The following is a 22,667-nucleotide window of genomic DNA, read 5'->3' as shown; positions in this document are numbered from 1 at the left end:
CATGACTGCGCGGACGAACGACTGGCCGGCGGTGCGGCCCGAGGTGGTCGCCGAGGTGGTGGCCGGGCTGAGCGCCCGGCTGCAGAAGCGGCTGGACGGCGCGGCGGCGAAGCTGGCGGAGCGTCCGGTGGCCCGGGAGGGCGAGGAGTGGCGGATCGAGGTGGACGAGGAGACGGTGCTCGTCCTGCACGCTCCGGGCGGGGTGGTCGCCGAGCAGGCGGACATCCGTTGCGGCTGCCTGCTCGCCCCGGCCTGCGTCCACCGGGCCGCCGCCGTCACCCTCTGCCCGCTCGCCGGGGCGACGCCGGAGGGCGAGCCGGCGGGGCCGACCGGCCCGACCGGTCCGACCGGTCCGACCGGTCCGACCGGTCCGACCGGTCCGACCGAGCCAACGGGAACGACCGAACCGGCGGAAGCCGTAGCCCCACCCCGGGAGCCGGTGGAGCCGCAAGCCCCCCTCACCGCCGCCGAACTCGCCGCCGCCCACCACCTCCACCGGGCCGCGGCTGCCGTCCTCGCCGCCGGGGTGAGCGGCGCGGGCGCGGTCGCCCAGGCCGAACTCCTGCGCGCCGCCCACCGGTCCCGGCTCGCGGGCCTGTACCGCCCGGCTGCGGCGGCCGTCGCCGTCGTGACCCGGGTCCGGGCGGCCCGGTCCGGGGCGCCCGACCACCGACTGGCGGACCTGGTGGCCGGTCTGCGCGAGCTGCTCGGCCTCACCGCCGCGCTGACCGCGGGCCCCGGCCCGGTCGCCGAGCTGCGCGGCACCGCACGCCAGACCTACCGGGAGGAGGGCGGCCTGCGGCTCTACGGGTTGTTCGCCGAGCCGGTGCTGACGGCGACCCACGCGGGCGCCATCGGCTGGGCGGTGGATGCCGACGGCCGCCTGAGCACGGTCTCCGAGGTCATGCCGCACGAGGACGCGGCCGCCGCCGCCCCGCAGGCGGTCGGGGCGGGCAACCGGACGGTCCGGCTGGGCGACGCCGCGCTCAGCCACCGGGAGTTCAGCCGCGCCGGGCTGGCCGTCCAGGGTGCGACCAGGTCCGCCACCGGGCGGCTGGGGGCCGGTGCCGCCGTCCGGGCGGTCCGCGCGGCGGGCGCGGCGTGGACGGCGGAGCCTGCGGCCCGGCTCTGGTCCGTACCGGCGGCCGATCAGGTGGCGCGGGCGCTCGCGGCCCAGGAGCTGCCGTACGAGAGCCGGCCTGCCGGGAGCGACCTGCTGTTCCTGGACGTCACGCTGCTGGGCGCCGCTCCCACCGGGCCGGGCGGGGTGCCGCAGCTGTCGGCGCGCTGCGTGGGCGGCGGTCCGGTCATCGCCCTGCGCGCGGCGCACGAGCACCCCGAGCTGCCCTTCCGGGCGAACCTCGCGCTGCTTGCCACCCTGCCCGGCCTACGGCTGCGGGTGATCGGCCGGCTGGAGCGCGCGGACCGCCCGGAGTTGCGCCTGCTCGCGATCGGTACACCCCCGGACGGCCCGGACCCGCTCGCCCTCCCCGCCGACCGCGCCGGCCGGGTCAACCTCGGTCTCGAACGCCTCCAGACCGCCGACCTGGCAGCCCCCGACGCAGCCCCCGACGCGGCCTCCGAGGTGGCCTCCGAGGCGACACCCGCCGCGACGCCCGATGCAACGCCCCGAACGCCGAGCGGTACGACTCCGGAGCGCCCGGAGCGCCCGGAGCGCCCGGAGCGCCCGGAACCCCCCGCCCCGTACGGCCCGCCCGTTCACGTGCTCGGTCGCCGGGTGGAGCAGACGGTCACCACCGGCCGTTACGCCCTCGCGCCGAGCGGGGCCACGGCGGCGTCCGACCGCGGTCTGCTCCGCGCCGCCGGGCTGGCCACCGCCGCCGAGCTGCTGGACGGGCTGCGGGCCGCCGCGGCGAACCAGCGGCGCGACGTGTTCGGGCGGATCGTCGCGGACGACCACGAGGCCTTCGCCACCGCCTGGTTGGCCGCCGCCTGGTACACCGAGGAGCTGGCCACGGCGCTCTGTTCGGCGGCGTGGACCGGGGAGGGGTGAACCATAAGTCGAACATGCGGAGGCAGCAGCTGGCCCGCGCGGCGGCGCTGAGCAGCAGCGCGACCACCCGGTTGGTGAGCCGCCTGGAGGACCGGGGCCTGCTGAGCCGCTACCTCTGCGCGGACGACCGGCGCGGCATCTACACCGAGCTGACGCAGGAGGGCCGTGACTTGCTGACGGCTGCCCGTCCGGTGCACGACGCCGCGCTGGAGGCGACCCTGGCGCGGGCCACCGAGGTCCCCGAAGTGGCCCCGCTGGTCGGCTCACTCGCCGAACTCGACCCGGCCACGCCTGACGCACGCCTCACGCACGCCTGACGCGGCATCCCCGCCCGGCTGCCGGCTGCTTCGACTCCGGGACCGGCCCTCACCGCCGCCCGGCGGCCAGGGCGTCCCGGTGCACCCGGTCGAGCAGGGCGAGCAGCAGCTCCTTGCTGGATGCCCGCTCCCGGACGTCGCAGAGCACGACCGGGACCTCCGGTCCGAGGTCGAGGGCGGTGCGGACCTCCTGGGGCGTGGCCTCGCGGCGGCCGTGGAAGCAGTTCACGCCGATCGCGAACGGGATCCCGCGCTGCTCGAAGAAGTCCACGGCGGCGAAGCTGGATTCGAGCCGTCGGGTGTCGGCGAGGATGATCGCCCCGAGGGCGCCGAGCGCGAGGTCGTCCCACATGAACCAGAACCGGAACTGCCCCGGCGTGCCGAAGAGGTAGAGCACCAGGTCCTCGCGGACGGTGATCCGCCCGAAGTCCATGGCCACCGTGGTGGTGGACTTGTCCTGGACGCCGTCGAGGCTGTCGACCCCGATGCTGGCGCGGGTCATCCGTTCCTCGGTCTGGAGCGGTTCGATCTCGCTGACCGAGCCGACCATGGTGGTCTTCCCGACGCCGAAGCCGCCGGCGACGAGGATCTTGACCGCGCCCGGCACCAGGCTCTGGGTCGTCAATTCGGGTCTCCTGGAAGGGAACGGGGAGAACGGGGAGAACGGGAGCGAGCGGGGCGGCCGTGCCGAGGGCGGGTGCCCCGCCGGTCAGAGCCGGCGGACGCCCTCGATCACGGCCTGGATCAGCGAGATGTCCGGCGCCTCGGCGAGCTGGACCGGGGCGCGGGTGAGGATCAGCCGGGCCTCGGCCAGGTCGTCCAGCAGCACCTTGACGACGCTGACCGGCAGGTCGAGGGTGGCCGCGATCTCGGCCACGGCCAACGGGCGTTCGCGGCACAGGTCGATGATCGCGGCAGGTTCGGGCGAGAGCCGGGTGGTGTCGGTGCGCGGGTCCGCGGTGACCACCAGGGTGATCAGCGCGAACCCGTCACGGACCGGTCCGGTGCGCCCGTTGGTGATCGCGTAAGGACGGACCAGATGGCCGGCGTCCTTGTCGTAGAACCAGCCCTCGTCGGCGTCGGCGGTGGTCACGCACCGCCACCCACGCCGACCTGGCCGGCATCGCTGCGCGGCGCCGCGGTGAGGTACTGGCCGACCTGCTTGACCAACATGTTGATCTCGTAGGCCATCAGCCCGGCGTCCACCTGCTCGCTGGTGAGGACGGCGAGCCGGGCGCCCTGCCCGGCGGTGGTGACGAACAGGAACAGCTGGTCCATCTCGACCACGGTCTGCCGGACCCGCCCGCCGTTGAAGCGGTGCCCGGCGCCGCGGGCCAGGCTCTGCAGTCCGGAGGCGACCGCGGAGAGGTGCTCGGCGTCGGCCCGGTCGAGGCCCTGCGACATGCCGACCAGCAGGCCGTCCTCCGAGAGGACGATCGCGTGCCGGGTCTCGGGTACCCGTGCGACCAGCTGGTCCAGCAGCCAGTTGAGGTCGCGCTGGGTTTCGGTGTGCTGCGTCATCACTGCTGTTCCTTGGCTTCCTGAGCGGCGGAGGCTTCCTGAGCGGCGGAAGGTGCGGCCGGGGTGTGCGGGGCGGCGGGCGCGGGCGAGGCCTGCGCGCCCGGTTCGGTGCCGGCCGCGCGGGCGGTCCGGGTGCCGCGCTGGATGGCGGCCATGGTGGCGCGGGAGCGCTGCGGCGAGGGGGCCTCGGCGTCGGCGTCGGCGCCGCCGTACCGGGGCGCGGCCGGGACAGGCGGCGCGGCCGGAGCGACGGGGGCGGAGTGGCCGACGGACGGCGGCAGCATGGCACCGGGCGCGTTGGCCTCGCGGAGCTGCTCGGCGAGGCTGGCGTTGCGGACCCGCTGCGGCAGGACCCGCGGGGTGCGCAGTTCGCCGTCCGGGCCGTGCTGCACCTGGTCCTCCTGCGGGCGTTCGTGGGTGGGCGCGGAACGGTCGGCGGGGACGCCGTCGAAGGGCGCGGTCACGGCGCCCGACAGCACGTCCGGCACCCCGTTCGTGACCGCACCCGGCGCGAGGTTCGTCACCGCACCCGGCAGGGCGTCCGTCCGCGCGTCGGCCGCGGCGTCGCCCGGGAGTTCGTACGGGCGCGGCAGGGTGGGCCGGGGGACGACCACGGCACCGGGCAGCCCGGGGATCTCGGCGCCGACGGCCAGACCGCCGTTGAGGGGCACCGCGGGACCGCCGTCCGCCGGACCGCTGCCCAGCAGAGCGCCGTCCGCCGGACCGTCCGCGAGGCCCGGATCGAGCAACTCGTCGGCGATCACACCACAATCACCCGCACCGGGCGAACCTCCGACGACCGGCGGAGCCTCCGACGTGGCGGGCCCCGCGGGCCCCGCAGGCCCGTTGCCCAGCAGCCCGCTGAGCACCCCGGCGAGCGTGCCCGTCAGCTCCCCGTCGACCTCCCCGAGGTCCCCGAGGTCCCCGTCCGTGCTCGGCAGGGCCTCCGGCACCGGGGTGCGGGTGACCCGTGCGCCGGAGGGCAGCCCGGGCACGGCGGCCGGCTGCTCGGCCTGCTCCAGCAGCACCGCGGGCACCAGCACCACGGCGCGGGTGCCGCCGTACGGCGAGGGCCGCAGGGTGACCTGGATGTCGTGCCGGGCGGCGAGCCGCGCGACGACGAACAGGCCGAGCCGCAGGTCGTCGCCGAGCGCGGAGACGTCCAGCTCGGGCGGGTTGGCGAGGTACTCGTTGAGCCGCTCGTACTCCTCCTCGCCCATGCCGAGGCCGCGGTCCTCGACCTCGACCGCCAGGCCCTTGGGCACCTCCTGCGCGGAGACCTGCACCTGGGTGTACGGCGGGGAGAAGGTGGTGCCGTTCTCGATCAGCTCGGCGACCAGGTGGATGACGTCGGCGACGGCCTGCCCGCTGAGCGAGGCGCGCGGCACGCCCTGGACGACGACCCGGGCGTAGTTCTCGGTCTCGGAGACGGCGCTGCGCAGCACGTTGACCACGGGCACGGCGTTGCGCCAGCGGCGGGCGGGCAGCGCGCCGCCGAGGATGACCAGGTTCTCGGCGTTGCGCCGCATCCGGGTGGCGAGGTGGTCGACCGCGAACAGCTCGCGCAGCAGCTCGGGTTCCTCGTGCTCGCGCTCCAGCGCGTCCAGCATGCTGATCTGTCGGTGGATCAGGATCTGCGTGCGCCGGGCGATGTTGAGGAAGACCTTCTTCGTCCCCTCGCGGCCCTGGGCCTGGTGGACGATGGCGGCGACGGCGGCCTGGCGGACGGCGGCGAGGCCGTCGGCGGTCTGCTGGACCTCGTCGCCGATCCGGCGGGAGGGCGTCCAGGCGGGCGGGGTGGGCACCGGCTCCCCGGCGCGCAGCCGCCCGACCACCTCGGGGATCTCCCGCTGGGCGAGCGAGAGGGTGTCGGCGCGCAGTCCGGTCAGTCGGCCGGACAGCGCCCGGGCGGCCCGGATGCCGCGGATCAGGCTGTACAGCAGGACGAGGGCGACGACGACGGTGCCGATCACCACCGCGGTGCGGTTCCCGGCGTCGCGCAGCAGGTAGGCGGCGTATCCCCAGGCGGCGGCGAGGCCCAGGCTGGGGACCAGCGCGAGGGCGAGGATCGAACTGCGGAGGGAGCCGGACCGGCCGGCGCGGTGGCCCGTGCGAGGGGCCGATATGCCTGGCATCTGATTCCTTGGTGCAGGGCCGAGTTGCAGGCCGGGTCTCGGGTCCGAACGGTGGGTCGGCCCGTGCGGCCCGTGTGGCCCGGGCGGGTTTCAGGGCGCCGAGGCCGGGGTCGCCGGACGGGGTGACGAGGTGTCACCGTCCGGGCGGAGTGCAGCCACGGCCGCCGACGGCAGGAAACCTATCAGTCCCAGGTGCCCTCATCGCAACATCAACTGACGATATGTGAGCGGTTGGTGGCGCCGGCAGGTCCGCCGGGCGGAAGTGTTCGCCGACGGATCGCACCAGCTCAGCGCACGTGCCGCGAGGTCCGGGCGGCTCTCCGGGGGCGGGGTCCGCCTCCCGGAGAGTCGTCAGGAACAGGTCAAGCGATCGTATGCTGAAGGGTCGCCGCCATGCGTTTCGACCGGGGGGTGGGTCAGCTCGCCAGCGGGATCGGGACCACCCGTCCGCCCCGCTTGCGCCGCTCCTCGGCGGCCTCCCGCTCGTTCAGCTCGGTCCACGCCCAGCTCGCCAGGTCGGACAGTTCGGCCGACCACTGCTTGCCGTAGGTTCCCGAGGCGAACTGGCCGAGCCGCAGCCGCTGGACGTCCGAGGTGCCGGCCGGGGCGTAGACGTGGGTGGCGTCGCGCAGGTAGCGCATGATGTTGAACTCCTCCTGGGTGCCGCGGGCGGCGAGGATCTCCATCGCGCTGCGGGCCGAGTCCATCGCGTACTCGGTGTTGATGAGCTTGGCGTTCATCAGCTCGGCGTCGCAGGCCTTGCCGTTGTCGAGCAGGTGCGAGGCGTGGTACGCGGCCAGCTTGGCGGTCATCAGCCTGGACTGCAGCTCGCCCAGCTTCAGCGCGACGCTGTTCAGCTGGTTCAGCGGCTTGCCGTACAGCACCCGCTCCTCCGCGTAGCGCACGACGTCCTCGACGATCGCGACGTGGATGCCGAGCGCGACGGCGCCCAGGTTGAGGCGGCCGTACAGGGTGGAGGAGGAGTAGGCGACGTCCAGGCCCTGCCCCTCCTCGCCCAGCCGGTTGCCGACCGGGATGCGGCAGTCCTCGAAGACGAGTTCGCCGAAGCTGAAGCCGTGCAGGCCGCCCTGGCTGCCGAGGGCGCCGGTCCGGAAGCCCGGGCGGTCGCTCTCGACCAGGAAGGCGGAGAGCCCCCCGCTGCCCCTGCCGGTGCGGAAGACCACGCCGTGCACGTCGCCGATGTGGGAGTTGCCGACGAACCACTTGCGGCCGTTCAGCACGTACTCGTTGCCCTCGCGGCGGGCGGATCCGGTCATGCCGAGCACGTGGCCGCCCGACTCCGGCTCGGTGACCGCGATGGTCGGCAGGGCCTTGCCGGAGGCGAACTTCGGCAGCCACTTGCGCCGCTGGACGTCCGAGCCGAAGTGGATGACCTTGGCGACGCCGAGCTGGGAGGCCTGCGCCACGGCGCCCATCGCGCCGCTGACGCGGGCCAGTTCCTCCACGATGATGGTCTTGGCCAGGTGGCCCAGCCCCAGGCCGCCGAACTCCTTGGGGATGGTCACACCGATCCAGCCCCGGCGTGCGATCTCCCGCGAGAGCTCGAACTCGACCTCCCGGTCGGCCTCCATTCTGGCCACCTCCGGCCGAACCTCCTTCTCCGCGAACTCGCGTACCTCCGCTCGGAGGCTCTCGTGTCGTTCGTCGGTGAAGTAGTCCATCGCCATGGTCGGTCCTCTCGTCCAGCGGGTGTCGTGCCTCCGTTCGTGCCGTCGATGCCGCGGCCGCCCCAGTGGAATCGGTGAAGCTGTGGGGGTGTGGCGGGCCGATCGCCCCCGTGCAATCGGTGCATGCGGACCCTGGAGCGGTTCCGCCCCGAGAGGGGATGAATACCGTCCGTGTCTTCGGCAGGGCTCATTGTCATATGTGAGCGCCCCTCGGGGCAGAGCCGATCTTGGATTGGCGGGATTCGAGCCATCCTTCCCGCTCGCGCGTTTCGCCCCGCCGCGGACTGGGAAATGATCTTACCCCTCGTTGCGGCCGGTGAACGTCCGCTCACATGCGGCTTTGACTGATCATCAGCAAACGCGGTGGCCGGTACCGGTAGCACCGAAGAGCCCGAATGTCTGATTACATGTGCGCCATGACTGATGTGATGAGCACTCAAGGCCAGTTCCCGGGTGCCGCCGGGGAGTCCGAGCGGACTCGCAGGCTGCGCAGCCTGGGTCTCAACGAACCGTCCGCGGACGAGGCCTTCGACCGCTTCGCGCACCTGGCAGCCAGCATCACCCGCGCTCCCATCGCGATGGTCAACTTCATCAACGACGAGCGCCAGATGTTCCGGGGGCTCTACATTCCGCCAAGCTCGCCCGAGATCGCGGCCGAGGAGGGGGCTTCCTGGGCGGACCGGGGCATCGCCTTCGACCTCCCCACCCGGCAGATGCCCCTGAGCCACGGCTTCTGCCCGCACGTCGTCGCCCAGCGCTCGCCCCTCGCGCTGGACGACATCCTCGCCTACCCCCGGTTCGCCGGAAATCCGGTCGTCGACGAACTCGGCGTCCGGGCCTACCTCGGGGCCCCGCTCGTCGACGACACCAAGACCGTCATCGGCACCGTCTGCGTCCTCGACCGGGAACCCCGGCAGTGGGGGCGCGAGCGGCTGCGCGACATCCAGCACCTCGCCGAGGCGCTGCTCTCCGAGATCCGACTGCGCGACAACCTGCTCGCCCAGCAGCAGGAGATGTTCGCCGCCTTCGACGGCTCCCCGTTCCCCATCATGCTCACCGACGGTCCCGGTCAGGAGATCCGCTACGCCAACGCCCAGCACGCCGACACCTTCGGCGCCCCGGTGGCGTACGGCTCGATCGGGCAGGCCTACCCGCAGCTCGGCGCGGCCGGCCTCCAGCAGGCCGTCTCCGAGGCGTACCGCACCGGCCGCACCACCGTCCTGAACGACGTCCGGGTGCAGTCGACCCGCCCCGAGGCCCAGCGCATCCAGCAGATCTTCAGCTTCACCTGCACCCCGATGCGGACCGCGCGCACCGGCCAGGTCAACGGTGTCCTCACCGTCGGCATGGACGTCACCGCGCAGTCCCGCACGGAGGAGGAGCTCGGCACGCTGGCCGCGCTGCTGGTCGACCGGCTGCAGCAGAACGGCGCCGCTACCCCGACCGGCCGCCCGGGCGCCGTCGGCGGGACCGGAATCGTCCTGCCGAGCTGAACTGCCGACCCGTCGCCCGCCCGCCCGTAGCGGCTGCTTCGCCCGTATTACCCGCATTGCTCGTACGACCCGCACCGTCCGCACCGTCCGCACTACCAGTGCCACCGGCACTGCCCGTACCGCACACCGCCGTGGCGGGGCGCCTCTCACCCCCGAGGAGAGGCTCCCCGCCACCGTGCCGTCCGGGGTCGGTCGGGCGCAGGGGCAGGGGCAGGGGCCCGGGCCCGGGCCTGGCAGAGGGCGCGGCCGTACGGCCCAGCGCGGTTCGGCCGGGCCGAGCGGGTGAACCGTCCACCGCCGGCGCCCCGGCCGGGCCCGCCCGCCGGGCGGCGGTGGTAGGCATGGGCCGCATGGACTGGTTCGCCGCCCCCGACGACTGGCTGAGCCGGCTGCTCGTCCAACGCCTGCTCGCCGCGCTCTACCTGATCGGATTCCTCAACGCCGCCGCGCAGTTCCGCGCCCTGATCGGCACGGACGGCATGCTGCCGGTGCCCCGCTTCACCGCCCGCGTCCCGTTCCGCCAGGCACCCGGCCTCTTCCACCTCCACTACAGCGACCGCTTCTTCGCCGCCGTCGCCTGGAGCGGCGCCGCCCTGGCCGCCGCCGTCACCGCCGGACTCGGCGACGCCGTCCCGCTCTGGGCCTCCCTCCTGTTCTGGGCGGTGCTCTGGGGCCTCTACCTCTCCATCGTCAACGTCGGGCAGACCTGGTACTCCTTCGGCTGGGAGTCCCTGCTGCTCGAAGCCGGCTTCCTCGCCGCCTTCCTGGGCAACGCCGACACCGCCCCGCCCACCCTGGTGCTGTGGCTGATGCGCTGGCTGGTCTTCCGGGTCGAGTTCGGCGCCGGACTGATCAAACTCCGCGGCGACAGCTGCTGGCGCGACCTGACCTGCCTGCGCTACCACCACGAGACCCAGCCGATGCCCGGACCGCTCAGCTGGTTCTTCCACCACCTGCCCGACCCGCTGCACCGGGTGGAGGTCGCCGCCAACCACTTCGTCCAACTCGTCGTACCGGTCGCCCTGCTGCTCCCGCAGCCGGTCGCGACCTACGCCGCCTGCGCCGTCGTCGCCACCCAGCTGTGGCTGATCGCCTCCGGCAACTTCGCCTGGCTCAACTGGCTCACCGTCACCCTGGCCCTCGCCGCCGTCGAACCCGCCCGCCTCGGCCTGCCCGTCCACGCCCGCGCCTACCCCGACGCCCCGCTCTGGTACGAGGCGGTGGTGATCGCGCTCACCGCGGGCGTCGTCGTCCTCAGCTACTGGCCGGTACGGAACATGGTCTCCCGCGGACAGGTCATGAACCGCTCCTTCAACCGGCTCCACCTCGTCAACACGTACGGCGCCTTCGGCAGCGTCAACCGGCTGCGCCAGGAGGTCGTGGTCGAGGGCACCGACGAGACGGACCTCACCCCGCGGACGGTCTGGCGCGAGTACGGATTCAAGGGCAAACCGGGCGACGTGCACCGCCTGCCGCGCCAGTACGCCCCCTACCACCTGCGGCTGGACTGGCTGATGTGGTTCGCCGGCATCTCGCCCGGCTACGCCCGCCCCTGGTTCCTGCCCTTCGTCACCCGCCTGCTGGCCGGCGACCCGGCCACGCTGCGCCTGCTGCGCCACAACCCCTTCCCCGACGCCCCGCCGACCCACGTCCGGGCGACCCTCTACCTCTACCGGTTCACCGGATGGCGCGAACTGCGGGAAACCGGCGCGTGGTGGCACCGCACCGCGCTGCACGAGTACCTTGCGCCGGTCGACCTGGTCACCCTCGGTCGGTCCGGGTACCGACCACCGCTCGGCCGACCGCGCCGGAGCGTCCGCGAGGTCCCGCTGGAGCGGCCGCGGCGGGGCGGCCGACGGCCCGGTCCGTCCACCGGTCGGCGGCCCGGACACCCGTCCGGACCAGCGCCCGACCACCCGGGTGGGTCCCCCGAGTAGCGGCCGGGCGGGCGGTACGGCATGCGACACCGGCCCGTCGGGGCGGTGGGTGCGTGCAAGGCTCGAACGGGCACCCGTATTCTGGGCCTCCACAACCGGCAGGCCGACCGCGCGCCCCCTCGCCCCGCCCCAGGGGCACCTCCGCGCAACCGGTCCGCCGCCCCCTCGCCGCCAGCCCCGCCGCCGTCGCCCAGAACCGGACCTCACATGACAGTGCTTCACTCGCGCAACGCCGATGCAGCCGACCCGGCGGACGTCGCCGACGCCGCAGACGTCAAGGACCCCCAGGACGCCGCCGCGGAGCCCGACCTCCGCGAGGACCTCGGCCGCTACGCCGAGCTCGGGGCCTTCACCCTCACCGCAGACACCCACGCCTGGTTCGCGGCCGTCGACACCGTCGCCACCCCGGAGGACGCCCGCGCCGCCTCCACCGCGCTCGCCGAGCTGCGCGGCCGCGACCTGCAGCAGACCTGGGAGGCCGTCACCGTCCTCGCCGCCGAGGTCAAGCTGGACGAGCCCGACACCGTCGCCAAGACCGCGCTCCTGGTCGAGATGCTCCAGCGGGTGCGCACCACCTCCGCCGTCCTCACCGCCGCCGCGTACGACGCCGACCTCGAGGCCCTCGCCGCCGCCACCGCCGACAAGGCCTGGCGCCGCGAGAACGGCGTCAAGCTCTCCTGGCTGCGCGGCCGCTCCCTGCGCAAGCAGGCCACCGCCCTGGCCGCCGACCGCCGCGTCCGCCGCGAGGACCTCCACCAGGCCCTCGGCTCCGCCGAGATCGAGCGCCGCGCCTGGGCCGCCCTCGCCCCGGCAGGCACCCTCCCGGTCGCACCCGCCGACGGCGCCCTCCTCGAGCGCACCGCCCAGGCCATCGAGGCCATCAACACCGGCCTGCGCGACCTCGCCCGCCTGCTGCCCGAGCACGACCTGGACGGGCTGCCCTTCGCGGAGCTCATCGACCTGGTCGAGCGGCTCGCCGCCGACGAGGGCACCCTCTACCGCCTCCCCACCATCCGCGGCCTGCGCGCCACCCTGGAGGAGGCCGGTCTCGGCGAACTGCTCGCCGAACTCGCCGCCGCCAAGGCCGACCGCCGCGCCGCCGAGGCCGCGTACTCGGCCCGCCAGGCGCTGGCGGGCGGGCAGCGGGACGGGCTGGCGGAGTCGGCGGTGGTCGAGGAGCCGGTGATCGAGGCGTCGGACGTCGAGGTGTCGGACGTCGATGCGTCGGACGTCGAGGTGTCGGACGTTGAGGAGACGGTCACCGAGGAGCCGGGCGTCGAGGCGTCGGACGTCGAGGCGTCGGACGCCGAGCTCTCGGACGCCGAGGCCGAGGCTGCGGCACGTCAGGCGCTGGCCGGTGGCCAGCGGGACGGGCTCGTGGAGGAGGTCCCGGTCTCGGTGACGGCTCCGGTCGAGGAGGCCGACGAGGTCGAGGCTGAGGCCGAGGCTGAGGCCGAGGTCGGCGCCGAGGTCGAGCTTGAGGCCGAGGCTGAGGTCGAGGTGGTGTCGGGCTCGGACACCGACACGGACGCCGCCGACGTCGAGCCCGCTACGGCGGAGGAGCTGACGGAGGAGGAAGCCCCGGCCGCTGTCGTCTCCCTCCCGGCGCCCTCCCCGGCCGCCGACGACCTGGTCGCCGCCGCGACCGCCGCCCTGGCCGAGGCCGCAGCGCCGGACGAGGTCGAGCCGGCTGTCGAGGTCGAGAAGCTCGCTGCTGAGGCTGAGGCTGAGGCTGAGGCTGAGGTCGAGGTCGTCGCGGAGGAGCCGGCCGTCGAGGTCGAGGAGCCCGCTGCCGAGGTCGAGGCCGAGGTCGAGGAGCCGGCTGTCGAAGCAGACGAGCCGGCAGCCGAGGTTGCGGAGACCGAGGTCGAGTTCGAGACCGTGGTCGTCGAGGAGCCGGCTGACGTCGAGCCGGTGGCCGAGACGGTTGCCGAGGAGCCGGTCGTCGAGGCGGAGGCCCCGATTGCCGAGCCCGTCGCCGTAGAGCTCGAGGAGCCGGCGGTCGAGGCCGAGGCCGAGGTCGCCGTGGAGGAGGTTGCTGCCGAGCCCGAGGCGCCTGCCGAGGAGCCCGTCGCCGAGGCCCTCGCTGAGGAGTCGGCCGCCGAGGAGCCCGTCGCCGAGGCCGTGTCGGAGCCCGTCGCCGAGCCCGCCCCCGCCGATGACGCTTCCGCCCGGCCCGCGAAGCCGGACTTCACGCCCGGTCGCCCCGTGACCGCCTACTCCGCCGACGAGCTGCTCGCCGTCGTGCGGTGGGTGGACGGCGACGGGGTCGAGCGGAGCGAGGAGGAGCTGCTGCGGGCGGCCATGAAGGAGCTGGGCTTCGCCCGTCTCGGCCCCCGGATCAAGGAGGCGCTGGGCGCCGCCGTCACCGCCGCGCGCGGCTGACGAGGGGACACCGCCGGATCGTCGGGGCCCGGGACGCGATCGTGCGTCCCGGGCCCCGCCGTGTTCGCACCGTCCTCCGTGGCCCCCGCCCGTCCCCGCTCGTCACCACCTGTCCCCACTGCTCCCGCTGCTTCGCGGTCGCCCTACGAGGTGCCGGTCCGGCCCGGTAGGAGCGGGTGGCCGAGGGCCTGCCGTAGGACGGTCGGTGCCGTGACGAGGGACGGTCCGTACCAGGTCAGGTGCCGTCCGCTGACCAGGGCGACCGGTGTGCCCGGGAACGCCTCCGGGCCGTCCCCGGCGGTGAAGCGGTACGGCTCGTCCGGCAGGACGACCAACTCCGCTCGCTCGGCGAGCAGTTCGGGCAGCGGGACGGCGGGGTAGCGCTCGGGGTGGTCGGCGTGGACGAGCCGGAGGCCCAGGCGGCGCAGCAGGTCCCCGGCGAAGGTGTCGCGGCCGAGGACCATCCAGGGGCGGCGCCAGATCGGCACGATCGCCCTCGGGCCGTCGGGCTCGCCGGTCGTCGGACCCGTTCCGACCGGTGCCCAGGCCGCCTCCGCCTGGTCCAGCCAGGCAGGGCGCGGCAGCCGGCAGGCGACGGTCAGCAGCCGGTGGAGGGAGCGGAAGGCGTCGTCCAGGGTGCGGATGTCGGTGACCCAGACCGGGACGCCGGCGGCCCGCAACGCGTCCAGGTCGGGGCGCCGGTTCTCCTCGTCGTTGGCGATGACGAGGTCGGGCTCGAGCGCGAGGATGCCCGGGACGTCCGGGTTCTTGGTGCCGCCGATCCGGGAGACGGGCAGGTCGGCGGGGTGGCTGCACCAGTCGGTCGCGCCGATCAGCAGTCCGGGCGCGGTGGCGGCGACCGCCTCGGTCAGCGAGGGGACCAGCGAGACGGCCCGGCGGGGCGGGCGCGGCCCGAGCCGGACGGGGAGGTCGAGGTCGTCGCGCGGGGCGGTGGGGTCGGCCATCCGGCCAGCCTACGTCGCAGATCCGGTGGATTCGGCGGGAACCCGTTGCCCGTGCCGTCCGACTACCTGGTCCGGGTCCGCAGCACGGGCCCGAGCACGGACCACCGACCAGGAGAGTTGTCATGCGCCCTCGCGTTGTCTGCGGAATCGCGGCTGCCGTCGCCCTGTTCGCCACGGCCTGCGGAAGCGGGGGCGGGGGCGGACAGGGCGCCTCCGTCACCGCCCAGGCCGCCCCGGCCGGTGCCTACCCGGTGAAGGTCGCCGACTGCGCGGGCAAGGAGACCGTCGTCGCCAAGGCGCCGACGAAGATCGTCACCAGCAACGCGTCGAGCCTGGAGATGCTGCTCCGGCTCGGCGCCGGCGATCGGGTGATCGGCACCGGCTTCCCGCCCGGCAAGGGCACCCTGCCGACGGACCTCGCCGAACAGGGCGCCAAGGTGCCGGTGTTGGGTGAGAAGACGATCCCCAAGGAGAAGCTGCTGGGCTCCGGCGCCGACCTCTACGTCGACACCTTCAGTGCGATGCCGATGATGGGCGGCGGTGCCACCGGGCCGAGCGAGGAGGAGTACGCGGCGGCCGGCATCCAGCACGTCTACCTGCTGTCCACCGCCTGCGCCGGGACCCCGAAGGCTGCCAAGGCGCCGCGCACCGACCTCGCTGGGATCGAGGACGACATCCGCCGGCTCGGCGCCGTCACCGGTACCGCGGCCCGCGCGGAGGAGCTGGTGGCCGGGATGGAGAAGCAGGTCGGTGAGGTCCGCACCGCGCTCGCCGCCGTACCGGAGGGGCAGCGCCCGAGCTACTTCGTCTTCGACTTCGACGCCGGCACCAAGCAGCCGGTGGCGGTCTGCGGCCGGCAGGTCGCCAACGCCGTGATCACCCAGGCCGGGGCGCGCAACGTGTTCGCCGACTGCGACGCCGACTTCAAGCCCGGCTCCTGGGAGGACGTCGTCGCCAAGAACCCGGACTGGATCCAGCTCGCCGTCCGCAACCGGGGCAGCGAGGAGGCCACCCGCAAGGCCTTCGACGACGCCGAGGCGTTCCTGAAGAGCTTCCCCGCGACCCAGGGCCTGAAGGCCGTCCAGGAGGGACACTTCGTCCGCCTCGGCTCCGAGGTGACCACCATCGCGGGTGTGCGCAACGCCGACGCCGTCCGGCAGATCGCCACGACCGTCCACCCCGACCTCGTCAAGAACGGCCAGTAAACGGTGACTTCGGCCCAGCACGCCGACACCTCCGACACCTCCGAGGCCTCCGAGGGCTCCGACGCTCCCGTGACCACCACGGCTGCCGCGACCACCGAGGCCGTCGAGGCCGCCGAGACCCGCCCCCCGGTCCGCACGCTGCGGGCCGGGCCGCTGGCCGCCTTCCTCGCCGTCGCCCTGGTGCTCGCGCTGACCGCAGCCGTCTCGCTCGGCTCGGTGGACATCCCGCCCGGCGAGGTCTGGTCGGTGGTCGCCCGCCGGCTCACCGGACAGGCCCCCGAACCCGGTACCCGCGACCTCATCGTCTGGCAACTACGCGTCCCGCGTGCCGTGTTGGCGGCCTTCGTGGGTGCCGGGCTGGGCCTGGTCGGCACCGCCGTCCAGGCCCTGGTCCGCAACCCGCTCGCCGACCCGTACCTGCTCGGCATCTCCTCCGGCGCCTCCCTGGGGGCGGTCGCCACCATCGTCCTCGGCACCACCCTCGGGCTCCAGCTCTCCTTCGGCAGCGCGCTCGGCCTCACCGTCTCCCTGGCGGCGTTCGCCGGCGCGCTCGCGGCGTTCTCGCTGGTCTGGCTGATGGCCCGGCGCGGCGGCGGCTTCTCCCCGCTGCGCCTGGTCCTCGCCGGCATCGGCATCGCCCAGTTCCTCGGCGGCATCACCAGCTACCTCGTCCTGCAGACCCGCGACGAGCAGCAGACCCGGGGCGTGCTGTTCTGGCTCATGGGCAGTCTCGGCGGCGCCGTGTGGGCCCAACTCGCCGTCCCCGCCGCTGCGGTGGCGCTCGGACTGGCCCTGCTGCAGGCCCGCGCCCGCGGGCTCAACGCGATGCTGATGGGCGACGAGACGGCCGCCGGGCTCGGCGTGGACGTCGCCCGGCTGCGCCGCGAGGTCTTCGTCGTCACCAGCGTGCTGACCGGGGTGCTGGTCGCCGTCTCCGGCGCGATCGGCTTCGTCGGCCTCATGGTGCCGCACGTGTGCCGGCTGCTCCTCGGCGGCGACCACCGGCGCCTGCTGCCGCTGTCCGCGCTCACCGGGGCCCTCCTGCTGGTCGTCGTCGACACCGTGGCCCGCACCGCCCTGGACGGCCAGGAACTGCCGATCGGCGTGGTCACCGCCGTCCTCGGCGCCCCCACCCTGCTCTACCTGCTGGACCGACGACTGGAGCGCAATTGAGGATCGCCGTCGAGGACTTGAGCGTCACCCTGGCCGGGCGGACCGTGGTGTCCGGGGCCCACCTGGTCGCCGAGGAGGGGGAGATCGCCGGACTGGTCGGGCCCAACGGGAGCGGCAAGTCCAGCCTGCTGCGCACCGTCTACCGGCACCTGCGGCCGAGCGCGGGGCGGGTGCTGCTCGCCGGGCGCGACCTGGCGGAGCTCAAGCCCGCGCAGTCCGCCCGGCACATCGGGGCGCTGCCCCAGGAGCGCGGCGGGGACTTCGAGTTGAGCGTCCGCGAGGTGGTCGCGATGGGTCGCACCCCGTACAAGCGGGCCTTCGCCGCCGACGACGCCGAGGACCATCGGATCACCGCCGAGGCGCTGGCCCGGGTGGGCATGGCGCAGGCCGCCGACCGCCGGTTCGCCCAACTGTCCGGCGGTGAACGGCAGCGGGTGCTGCTGGCCCGCGCGCTCGCGCAGCAGCCGGACGTCCTGGTGCTGGACGAGCCGACCAACCATCTGGACGTCCGGCACCAGGTGGAACTCCTGGCCCTGCTGCGGGAGCAGCGCCGCACCACCCTGGTCGCCCTGCACGACCTCAACGCCGCCGCCTCGGTCTGCGACCGGCTGCACGTCCTGCACCGCGGCGCCCTGGTCGCCTCCGGGGCACCACGCGAGGTGCTGACCGCCGAGCTGCTGGCAGAGGTCTTCGGGGTGCGGGCGGCGGTGGTCGAACACCCGCTCACCGGCGACCCGTTGATCGCCTTCGACCACCGCACCCCGGTCGGTGCGGTGGCCTCCGCGGCGGGGCGCTAGGCCCGCCGGGCTGCTTCCTCAGCGGCCCTCGTAGTGGCTCGGCCGGCCGTCGCGCAGCACCGGCCGGCCGAGCCGCGCGGCCTCCTCGCTGCGCATCAACTCCCAGTTCCCGTCCGTCCGATGGAGCACCGAGGAGTGCCACGGGGTGGTCCAGACGTCCTGCGCCGCCAGCAGCCGGATGCCGAACTTCGACACGCCGGCCGGCTGCGGGTGGATGGAGAGCCGGACCGCCCGGGGGTGGTGCTCGGCGATCAACTCGCCCCAGGCGCGGCTGCGCTGGATCACCCCGTAGGCGCGGCGGCGGCATTCGCGCTGCAGGGCGGAGCGGGTGCCGGGGAAGCCGACGGCGTCCTCGGTGAGGAAGCGGGTGATGCCGCGGTAGAGCCTCAGGGTCTCCTCCTCGGTCACCACCTGCTCGCGCAACTCCTCGACGGTCGGGGCGTACCGTTCGTGCACCCGGGCGCGCTTCTCGTCGTACGGGAGGTCGCCGAGGACGGCCCGCAGGTCGAAGGTGGCGAGGTGGGAGAGGCCCTCGCGGGCGATCATCGCGGTCAACTCGTCGGAGTACGCGTCGATGTGCTCGTCCGGGACACCGATCAGGTCGCCGAAGATGTGCCCGTCGGAGCAGATCAGGATCCGGGCGCCGGGCTCGTGGAGGCGGCCTATCTCGGCGCAGAGCCGGTCGAGGAAGGTCAGCGACAGGCGTTCGCCCTCGTCCGGCAGGTGGCCGAGCACCTTCGCGGGGTTCGGCGACTTGCAGGGGAAGCCGGGCAGGGTGAACACGATCGGCTCGTCGGCGGCTATGAAGTCCGTCAACTGCGCCAGCTGGAGCGGGAAGTGCTCCGGCCGGGCGTCGAACTCCGGGTCGGAGGCGCGGCGGTGCGGCAGCAGCAGGCCGAGGACGCGGGCGGCGAGGCGCCCGGGATCGGGCCTGCCGGTGGCGGGGGTCGGAGCGGTGACGGTGCCGACGGGCGGCATGGCGGGTCCTCCACGGATGGTGGTGTGATGCGGGCTGCGGGCAGGCGGAGCCGGGCTGCGGGTCACGCCCCCGGGCGTCCCCGGGCGTCCCCGGGCGGCGGTGGCCGGAGTGGTCGATGGTGCGGTCAGCGGCGCCGGTCGTAGGCGACGGGCAGGCGGTTGACCCCGCGGGCCAGGACGGCGGGGATCCAGGCGAGGTCGGCCAGGCCGTCCCCGGGGGCCTCGGCGGGGCGCAGGCCGGGCAGGCGGGTGAGCAGGGTGCCGATGGCGATCTGGAGTTCGGCTCGGGCCAGGGCGGCGCCGGGGCAGTAGTGGATGCCGTGCCCGAAGGCGAGGTGGGCGTTGGGGGAGCGGTCGAGGTCCAGGCGGTCGGCCTCGGGGAACTGCGCGTCGTCGCGGTTGGCGGCGCAGAGCGAGACGATCACCGAGTCGCCGGCCGGGACGGTGGTGCCGAACAGGTCGCTGTCCTCGGCGAAGAACCGCCAGGTGGTGAGCTCGAACGCGGCGTCGTGGCGCAGCAGTTCCTCCACCGCGCGGGCGAGCAGGCCGGGCTCGTCGATGCCTTCGCGCAGGCGGTCGAGCTGCTCGGGGTGGCGCAGCAGCGTGACCAGCATCGTGGTGATCTGGTTGGTGACCGGCTCCTGTCCGGCGACCAGCAGCTGGAACACCATGGAGTCGAGCTCCTCGCGGCTCAACTCGCCCGCGTCGTGGGCGGCGACCAGCCGGCCGAGCAGGTCCTCGGACTCCGCCCAGCCGGGGACCCGGCAGTCGGCGCGCTTGCGGGCGACGACCTCGGCGATGTACGTCTGCAGGCCGCGCAGCCGCGCCTCGTACGCCGGGCGGCCCGGGTCCTGCGGTCCGACGGGCTGGACCACCTTGCCCCAGTCGCGGTCGAATCGGTCCGCCAACTCGGCCGGGAGGCCGATGACTTCGGCGAGCACCCGGAAGGGGTAGTGGGCCGCGAAGCCGGCCACCAGGTCGGCGCCACCGGTCTCGGGCAGTTCGTCCACCAGCGCGTCGGCCAGCTCCCGGAGCCGGGGACGCAGCGACTCCACCCGGCGCGGGGCGAAGGCGTCCAGCACGAGGCGGCGCATCGAGGTGTGCTTGGGCGGGTCCTGGTGGAGCAGGTGGACCTGGAGCTGCGAGTGCTGGGGCTCGGGCATGATGGACGCGAGCCGGCGCCAATCGTCGTTCCCCAGCGCGTGGTTCTTGCCCAGGCGCGGGTCGTTGAGGGCCGCGTGGGCGGCCCGGTAGCCGGTGACCAGCCAGGCGTGGATGCCGCTCGGGAACTCCACCCGGTGCACCGGCCCCGCCTCGCGCATCCGCCGGTACAGCGGGTACGGGTCGCTCTTGTACGCCGGACCGTACAGCGGTACGGGGGAGGGGAGCCGGTCGTAGCCGTACGGGCAGCGCGGGGGGGACGGGTCGGGGATGGTGTCGGTCATCTGGGGCGGTCCTTCGGTGTGGTGCGGGGCGGTCAGGGCTTGGGGCGGCGGTGCAGGGCGAGCAGGGCGACGGCGGTGGCCGCGACCAGGGCGGCCAGGGCGATCCCGGTGCGGGTGCCGGTGGTGGCGCGGTCCGCGGTCGACGCGGCGGCGGTGGCGAGGGCAGGTCCGAGGGCGAAGCCGAGGCTGCGGGCGAGTTGGACGGCGGAGCCGGCGGTGGCGAGCTTCCCGGGCGGGGACGCGGTCATCACCAGGGCCTGGGTGGGGCCGCCGTTGAGGCCCATCCCGGCGCCGGCGAGGGCGAGCCGGGCGGCGATGTCGAGGGCGGACCAGCCGGTGTCCAGCGGGGCGAGCAGGGCCAGGCCGAGCGTGGTGACGGCGGCGCCGGTGAGCGCGGTCGGGCGGGCGCCCCAGCGGTCGGCGAGCCGACCGCCGAACCGGCCCGCCAGCACCATGCCGAGCGGGAACGCCAGCATGGTCAGCGCGGTGGCCGTGGCGCTCTCGCCGCGCGGGCCGCGCAGGTGCTGGGCGAGCAGGTAGTGACAGGCGGCGAACCCGGCGGCGAGTGCCAGCACCGAGGCGTTGACCCCGGCCGTCCCGGCGGCCCGCAGCACCTCGGCCACCGGCCGACCGCCGGGCCGGCGCAGCCACAGCAGCACCAGCGGCACGGCGGGCAGCGTCAGCAGCAACCACTGCGGGGCGTCGGGCGCCAGGGTGAGCCCGAGCAGCACGGCGGCCACCGCACCGCCGATCAGGGCGGCGTCGCCGAGCGAACCCCGGTCGGGCGCGCGCAACCCGCCGCGCCGCGGGGCGTGCCGTCGCACGATCAGCACGGCGGCCAGGCAGACCGGCAGCTTGACCAGGAAGATCGCCCGCCAGCTGAGGTGGTCCAGCAGCAGGCCGCCGATGACCGGGCCGGTGACGGCGCCGAGCGGGCCGAGCGTCGCGGGCACGCTCATCGCCCGTCCGCGCAGCTCGGGCCGGACGGAGGTCGCGGCGAGCACCGGCATCAGGACGAACAGGACGGCCCCGAAGGCGCCCTGCAGCAGGCGGGCGGCGATCAGCCAGCCCGCCCACGGGGACGCGGCCGCGAGCATGCTGCAGCCGGCGAAGCAGCCGACCGCGAGCAGCAGCGCGGACCGGGTGCCGACCTGGTCCAGCCACCGCCCGGCGGGCAGGAGCAGGGCGACGAGTGGGAGTTGGTAGCCGAGGACGGCCCACTGGGCGATCCCGGGGGAGACGTGCAGCCCGGCCGAGATGTCGGTGAGCGCGAGGTTGACCACGTTCATGTCGAGCATCGCGACGAAGGAGAGCAGGCCTGCGGCCACGACCAGGCTCCAGCGGTCGGGCGTGTGCTGACGATCCGTCAGTGATGCGGCGGCCGCAGGCTGTTGCACTGCCATCGGAGCCCCTCCGTTCCCGTTCTGCCGTACCGGACACCGCCTCGGCGGCGGGGTCCGGTACAGCAGTCGGGGGCGCGGGGTCTCCGGTTCCGAACACGTGGGGGATTTTTTCGGCGGCGGCGTTCGGCGGGCGGAAGGAATCGGATGACAGCTGACAGCTGACAGATTTCGAAATCTGAAGTCTGAAATCTGTCAGCTGTCATCCGTTGTCCGTTGTCCGTCAGCTGTCGGCGGCCGCCCCGCTCAGCAGGCGGTCGCGAGCTCTCCGGCCTCCGCCGCCCGCAGGCGCGCTATCAGCTCCTCCCGTGCCCGGGCGACCCGGGAGCGGACGGTGCCGACCGGGCAGCCGGCGACCTCGGCCGCCTCGGCGTAGCTCAGCCCGACCATCTGGGTCAGCACGAAGGCCTCCCGCCGCTGGGCGGGCACCCGGTCGAGCAGGTCGTCGAGCGCGATGCCGTCCTCGAACCCGGCCTCCGGTGTGCCGCTCTGCCGCTCCGCCGCCTCCTGCCAGTCCGGCAGCGCCGCGCAGCGCGGCCGGGCGGCGGCCATCCGGTACCGGTCGATGACCGTGCGCCGGGCGATGGACAGCAGCCAGGTGCGCGCCGAGGAGCGCCCGGCGAACGCGGGCAGGGCGCGAAGGGCGCGCAGGAAGGTCTCCTGGGCGAGGTCGTCGGCGGACTGCACGTCGGTCAGATGGGCGACGAAGCGCCAGACGTCCCGCTGGGTCGCGCGGACGAAGGCCTCGACGTCCGCCGCCCGGCCGGAGCGGGCGGTCAGTGCGAGCGCGGTGAGCTGTTCGTCATCCACGGCGGCCTCCGAGCGGGCCGCTCCCGACCCGGGCGGTCCCGCCACGGCGGGCGTGCGGGACGATGGTCACATGAGATGCGCGCAGTTCCGCACCGCTCTGTCCGCCCGGCTCGACGGCGAACCGAGCGGTCTGCCGGACGCCCGGCTGGACAAGCACGTCGCGCGCTGTGCCGGTTGCCGGGACTGGCTGGAGCGGGCGGAGCGGCTGAGCGGCCACGTCCGGGCGGCCGCCGCCGACGGCCCGTCGCCGCAGTGGTCGGCCCGGCTGCTCGCCGGTCTGAAGGCGCAAGCGCCGGGCGGTCGCGCTCCGGAGGGCCCGCAGGCCGCGGAGCGGTAGGACGGTGGCGCCGGCCGGAGCCGGTGCGCCGTCGTAGTCAGGCATGGAAAGGTCCCGAGGGGAAGGC

Annotated in this window: 19 protein-coding genes; 9 read left to right on the top strand and 10 right to left on the bottom strand. The window is 74.5% G+C overall.

The window, feature by feature from the left end; translation table 11 throughout:
- Position 1: 1 nt before the first annotated feature.
- The gene (locus ACZ3TI_RS04435; protein ID WP_465723197.1) at positions 2-2,014 is read left to right on the top strand and encodes a hypothetical protein; all 2,013 of its coding nucleotides are present in this window, start codon (positions 2-4) and stop codon (positions 2,012-2,014) included.
- Positions 2,015-2,028: 14 nt separating this feature from the next.
- Positions 2,029-2,331, top strand: coding sequence for a MarR family transcriptional regulator (locus tag ACZ3TI_RS04430; RefSeq protein ID WP_465723195.1), 303 nt, complete (start codon positions 2,029-2,031; stop codon positions 2,329-2,331).
- 49 nt (positions 2,332-2,380) lie between these two features.
- Here the strand turns inward: ACZ3TI_RS04430 and ACZ3TI_RS04425 are convergent, their stop codons facing one another.
- The 5 genes from ACZ3TI_RS04425 to ACZ3TI_RS04405 form a co-directional block, all read right to left on the bottom strand.
- Positions 2,381-2,956: a GTP-binding protein gene (locus ACZ3TI_RS04425; protein ID WP_465723193.1), complete on the bottom strand. Its 576-nt coding sequence runs from the start codon at positions 2,954-2,956 to the stop codon at positions 2,381-2,383.
- A gap of 84 nt (positions 2,957-3,040) precedes the next feature.
- Complete coding sequence (locus tag ACZ3TI_RS04420; protein WP_350629240.1) at positions 3,041-3,424, bottom strand: DUF742 domain-containing protein; 384 nt, start codon at positions 3,422-3,424, stop codon at positions 3,041-3,043.
- Complete coding sequence (locus tag ACZ3TI_RS04415; protein ID WP_350519085.1) at positions 3,421-3,852, bottom strand: roadblock/LC7 domain-containing protein; 432 nt, start codon at positions 3,850-3,852, stop codon at positions 3,421-3,423. Before ACZ3TI_RS04415 ends, ACZ3TI_RS04420 begins: the two co-directional genes overlap by 4 nt.
- Complete coding sequence (locus ACZ3TI_RS04410) at positions 3,852-5,987, bottom strand: sensor histidine kinase (RefSeq protein ID WP_465723191.1); 2,136 nt, start codon at positions 5,985-5,987, stop codon at positions 3,852-3,854. The genes ACZ3TI_RS04415 and ACZ3TI_RS04410 overlap by 1 nt, the downstream gene beginning before the upstream one ends.
- 416 nt (positions 5,988-6,403) lie before the next feature.
- Positions 6,404-7,675 carry an acyl-CoA dehydrogenase family protein gene (locus ACZ3TI_RS04405; RefSeq protein WP_465723189.1) on the bottom strand — a complete coding sequence of 424 codons (1,272 nt, stop codon included), beginning with the start codon at positions 7,673-7,675 and terminating at the stop codon, positions 6,404-6,406.
- A 416-nt stretch (positions 7,676-8,091) separates the two neighbouring features.
- Here ACZ3TI_RS04405 and ACZ3TI_RS04400 point away from each other — a divergent pair, with 416 nt between their 5' ends.
- The 3 genes from ACZ3TI_RS04400 (at position 8,092) to ACZ3TI_RS04390 (ending at position 13,490) form a co-directional block, all read left to right on the top strand.
- Positions 8,092-9,168: a GAF domain-containing protein gene (locus tag ACZ3TI_RS04400; RefSeq protein ID WP_465723187.1), complete on the top strand. Its 1,077-nt coding sequence runs from the start codon at positions 8,092-8,094 to the stop codon at positions 9,166-9,168.
- 350 nt (positions 9,169-9,518) lie between these two features.
- Positions 9,519-11,105 carry a lipase maturation factor family protein gene (locus ACZ3TI_RS04395; protein ID WP_465723360.1) on the top strand — a complete coding sequence of 529 codons (1,587 nt, stop codon included), beginning with the start codon at positions 9,519-9,521 and terminating at the stop codon, positions 11,103-11,105.
- A 207-nt stretch (positions 11,106-11,312) separates the two neighbouring features.
- Entirely contained in the window at positions 11,313-13,490 is a 2,178-nt protein-coding gene (locus tag ACZ3TI_RS04390; protein WP_465723185.1) for a hypothetical protein, read from the top strand.
- A 143-nt stretch (positions 13,491-13,633) separates the two neighbouring features.
- On the opposite strand, the gene ACZ3TI_RS04385 is transcribed toward ACZ3TI_RS04390, so the two are convergent.
- On the bottom strand, positions 13,634-14,455 hold the full coding sequence (locus tag ACZ3TI_RS04385; RefSeq protein WP_465723157.1) for a helical backbone metal receptor: 822 nt from the start codon (positions 14,453-14,455) through the stop codon (positions 13,634-13,636).
- Between the two features lie 122 nt (positions 14,456-14,577).
- Between ACZ3TI_RS04385 and ACZ3TI_RS04380 the strand changes: the two genes are divergently transcribed.
- The 3 genes from ACZ3TI_RS04380 (at position 14,578) to ACZ3TI_RS04370 (ending at position 17,630) form a co-directional block, all read left to right on the top strand.
- A complete protein-coding gene (locus tag ACZ3TI_RS04380; RefSeq protein ID WP_465723126.1) occupies positions 14,578-15,660 on the top strand; it encodes an ABC transporter substrate-binding protein in 1,083 nt (360 codons plus the stop codon).
- A gap of 138 nt (positions 15,661-15,798) precedes the next feature.
- Positions 15,799-16,833 carry a FecCD family ABC transporter permease gene (locus tag ACZ3TI_RS04375; RefSeq protein WP_465723358.1) on the top strand — a complete coding sequence of 345 codons (1,035 nt, stop codon included), beginning with the start codon at positions 15,799-15,801 and terminating at the stop codon, positions 16,831-16,833.
- Positions 16,830-17,630, top strand: coding sequence for an ABC transporter ATP-binding protein (locus tag ACZ3TI_RS04370; protein WP_465723124.1), 801 nt, complete (start codon positions 16,830-16,832; stop codon positions 17,628-17,630). The genes ACZ3TI_RS04375 and ACZ3TI_RS04370 overlap by 4 nt, the downstream gene beginning before the upstream one ends.
- Positions 17,631-17,648: 18 nt before the next feature.
- Here the strand turns inward: ACZ3TI_RS04370 and ACZ3TI_RS04365 are convergent, their stop codons facing one another.
- From ACZ3TI_RS04365 to ACZ3TI_RS04350, 4 genes are all read right to left on the bottom strand, one after another.
- Complete coding sequence (locus ACZ3TI_RS04365; RefSeq protein ID WP_465723122.1) at positions 17,649-18,608, bottom strand: L-tyrosine/L-tryptophan isonitrile synthase family protein; 960 nt, start codon at positions 18,606-18,608, stop codon at positions 17,649-17,651.
- Between the two features lie 125 nt (positions 18,609-18,733).
- Positions 18,734-20,053 carry a cytochrome P450 family protein gene (locus tag ACZ3TI_RS04360; RefSeq protein WP_465723120.1) on the bottom strand — a complete coding sequence of 440 codons (1,320 nt, stop codon included), beginning with the start codon at positions 20,051-20,053 and terminating at the stop codon, positions 18,734-18,736.
- 32 nt (positions 20,054-20,085) lie between these two features.
- Complete coding sequence (locus ACZ3TI_RS04355; protein ID WP_465723118.1) at positions 20,086-21,456, bottom strand: MFS transporter; 1,371 nt, start codon at positions 21,454-21,456, stop codon at positions 20,086-20,088.
- Positions 21,457-21,699: 243 nt separating this feature from the next.
- On the bottom strand, positions 21,700-22,263 hold the full coding sequence (locus ACZ3TI_RS04350; RefSeq protein ID WP_465723116.1) for a sigma-70 family RNA polymerase sigma factor: 564 nt from the start codon (positions 22,261-22,263) through the stop codon (positions 21,700-21,702).
- A gap of 70 nt (positions 22,264-22,333) precedes the next feature.
- Here ACZ3TI_RS04350 and ACZ3TI_RS04345 point away from each other — a divergent pair, with 70 nt between their 5' ends.
- Positions 22,334-22,600 carry a zf-HC2 domain-containing protein gene (locus ACZ3TI_RS04345; protein WP_465723114.1) on the top strand — a complete coding sequence of 89 codons (267 nt, stop codon included), beginning with the start codon at positions 22,334-22,336 and terminating at the stop codon, positions 22,598-22,600.
- The last annotated feature ends 67 nt before the right edge of the window (positions 22,601-22,667 follow it).

It is taken from the genome of Kitasatospora sp. NPDC023120 (genome assembly GCF_055560835.1).
Note: the sequence above shows the minus strand (reverse complement) of the source record. Positions and strands in the feature narration are given on the sequence as shown.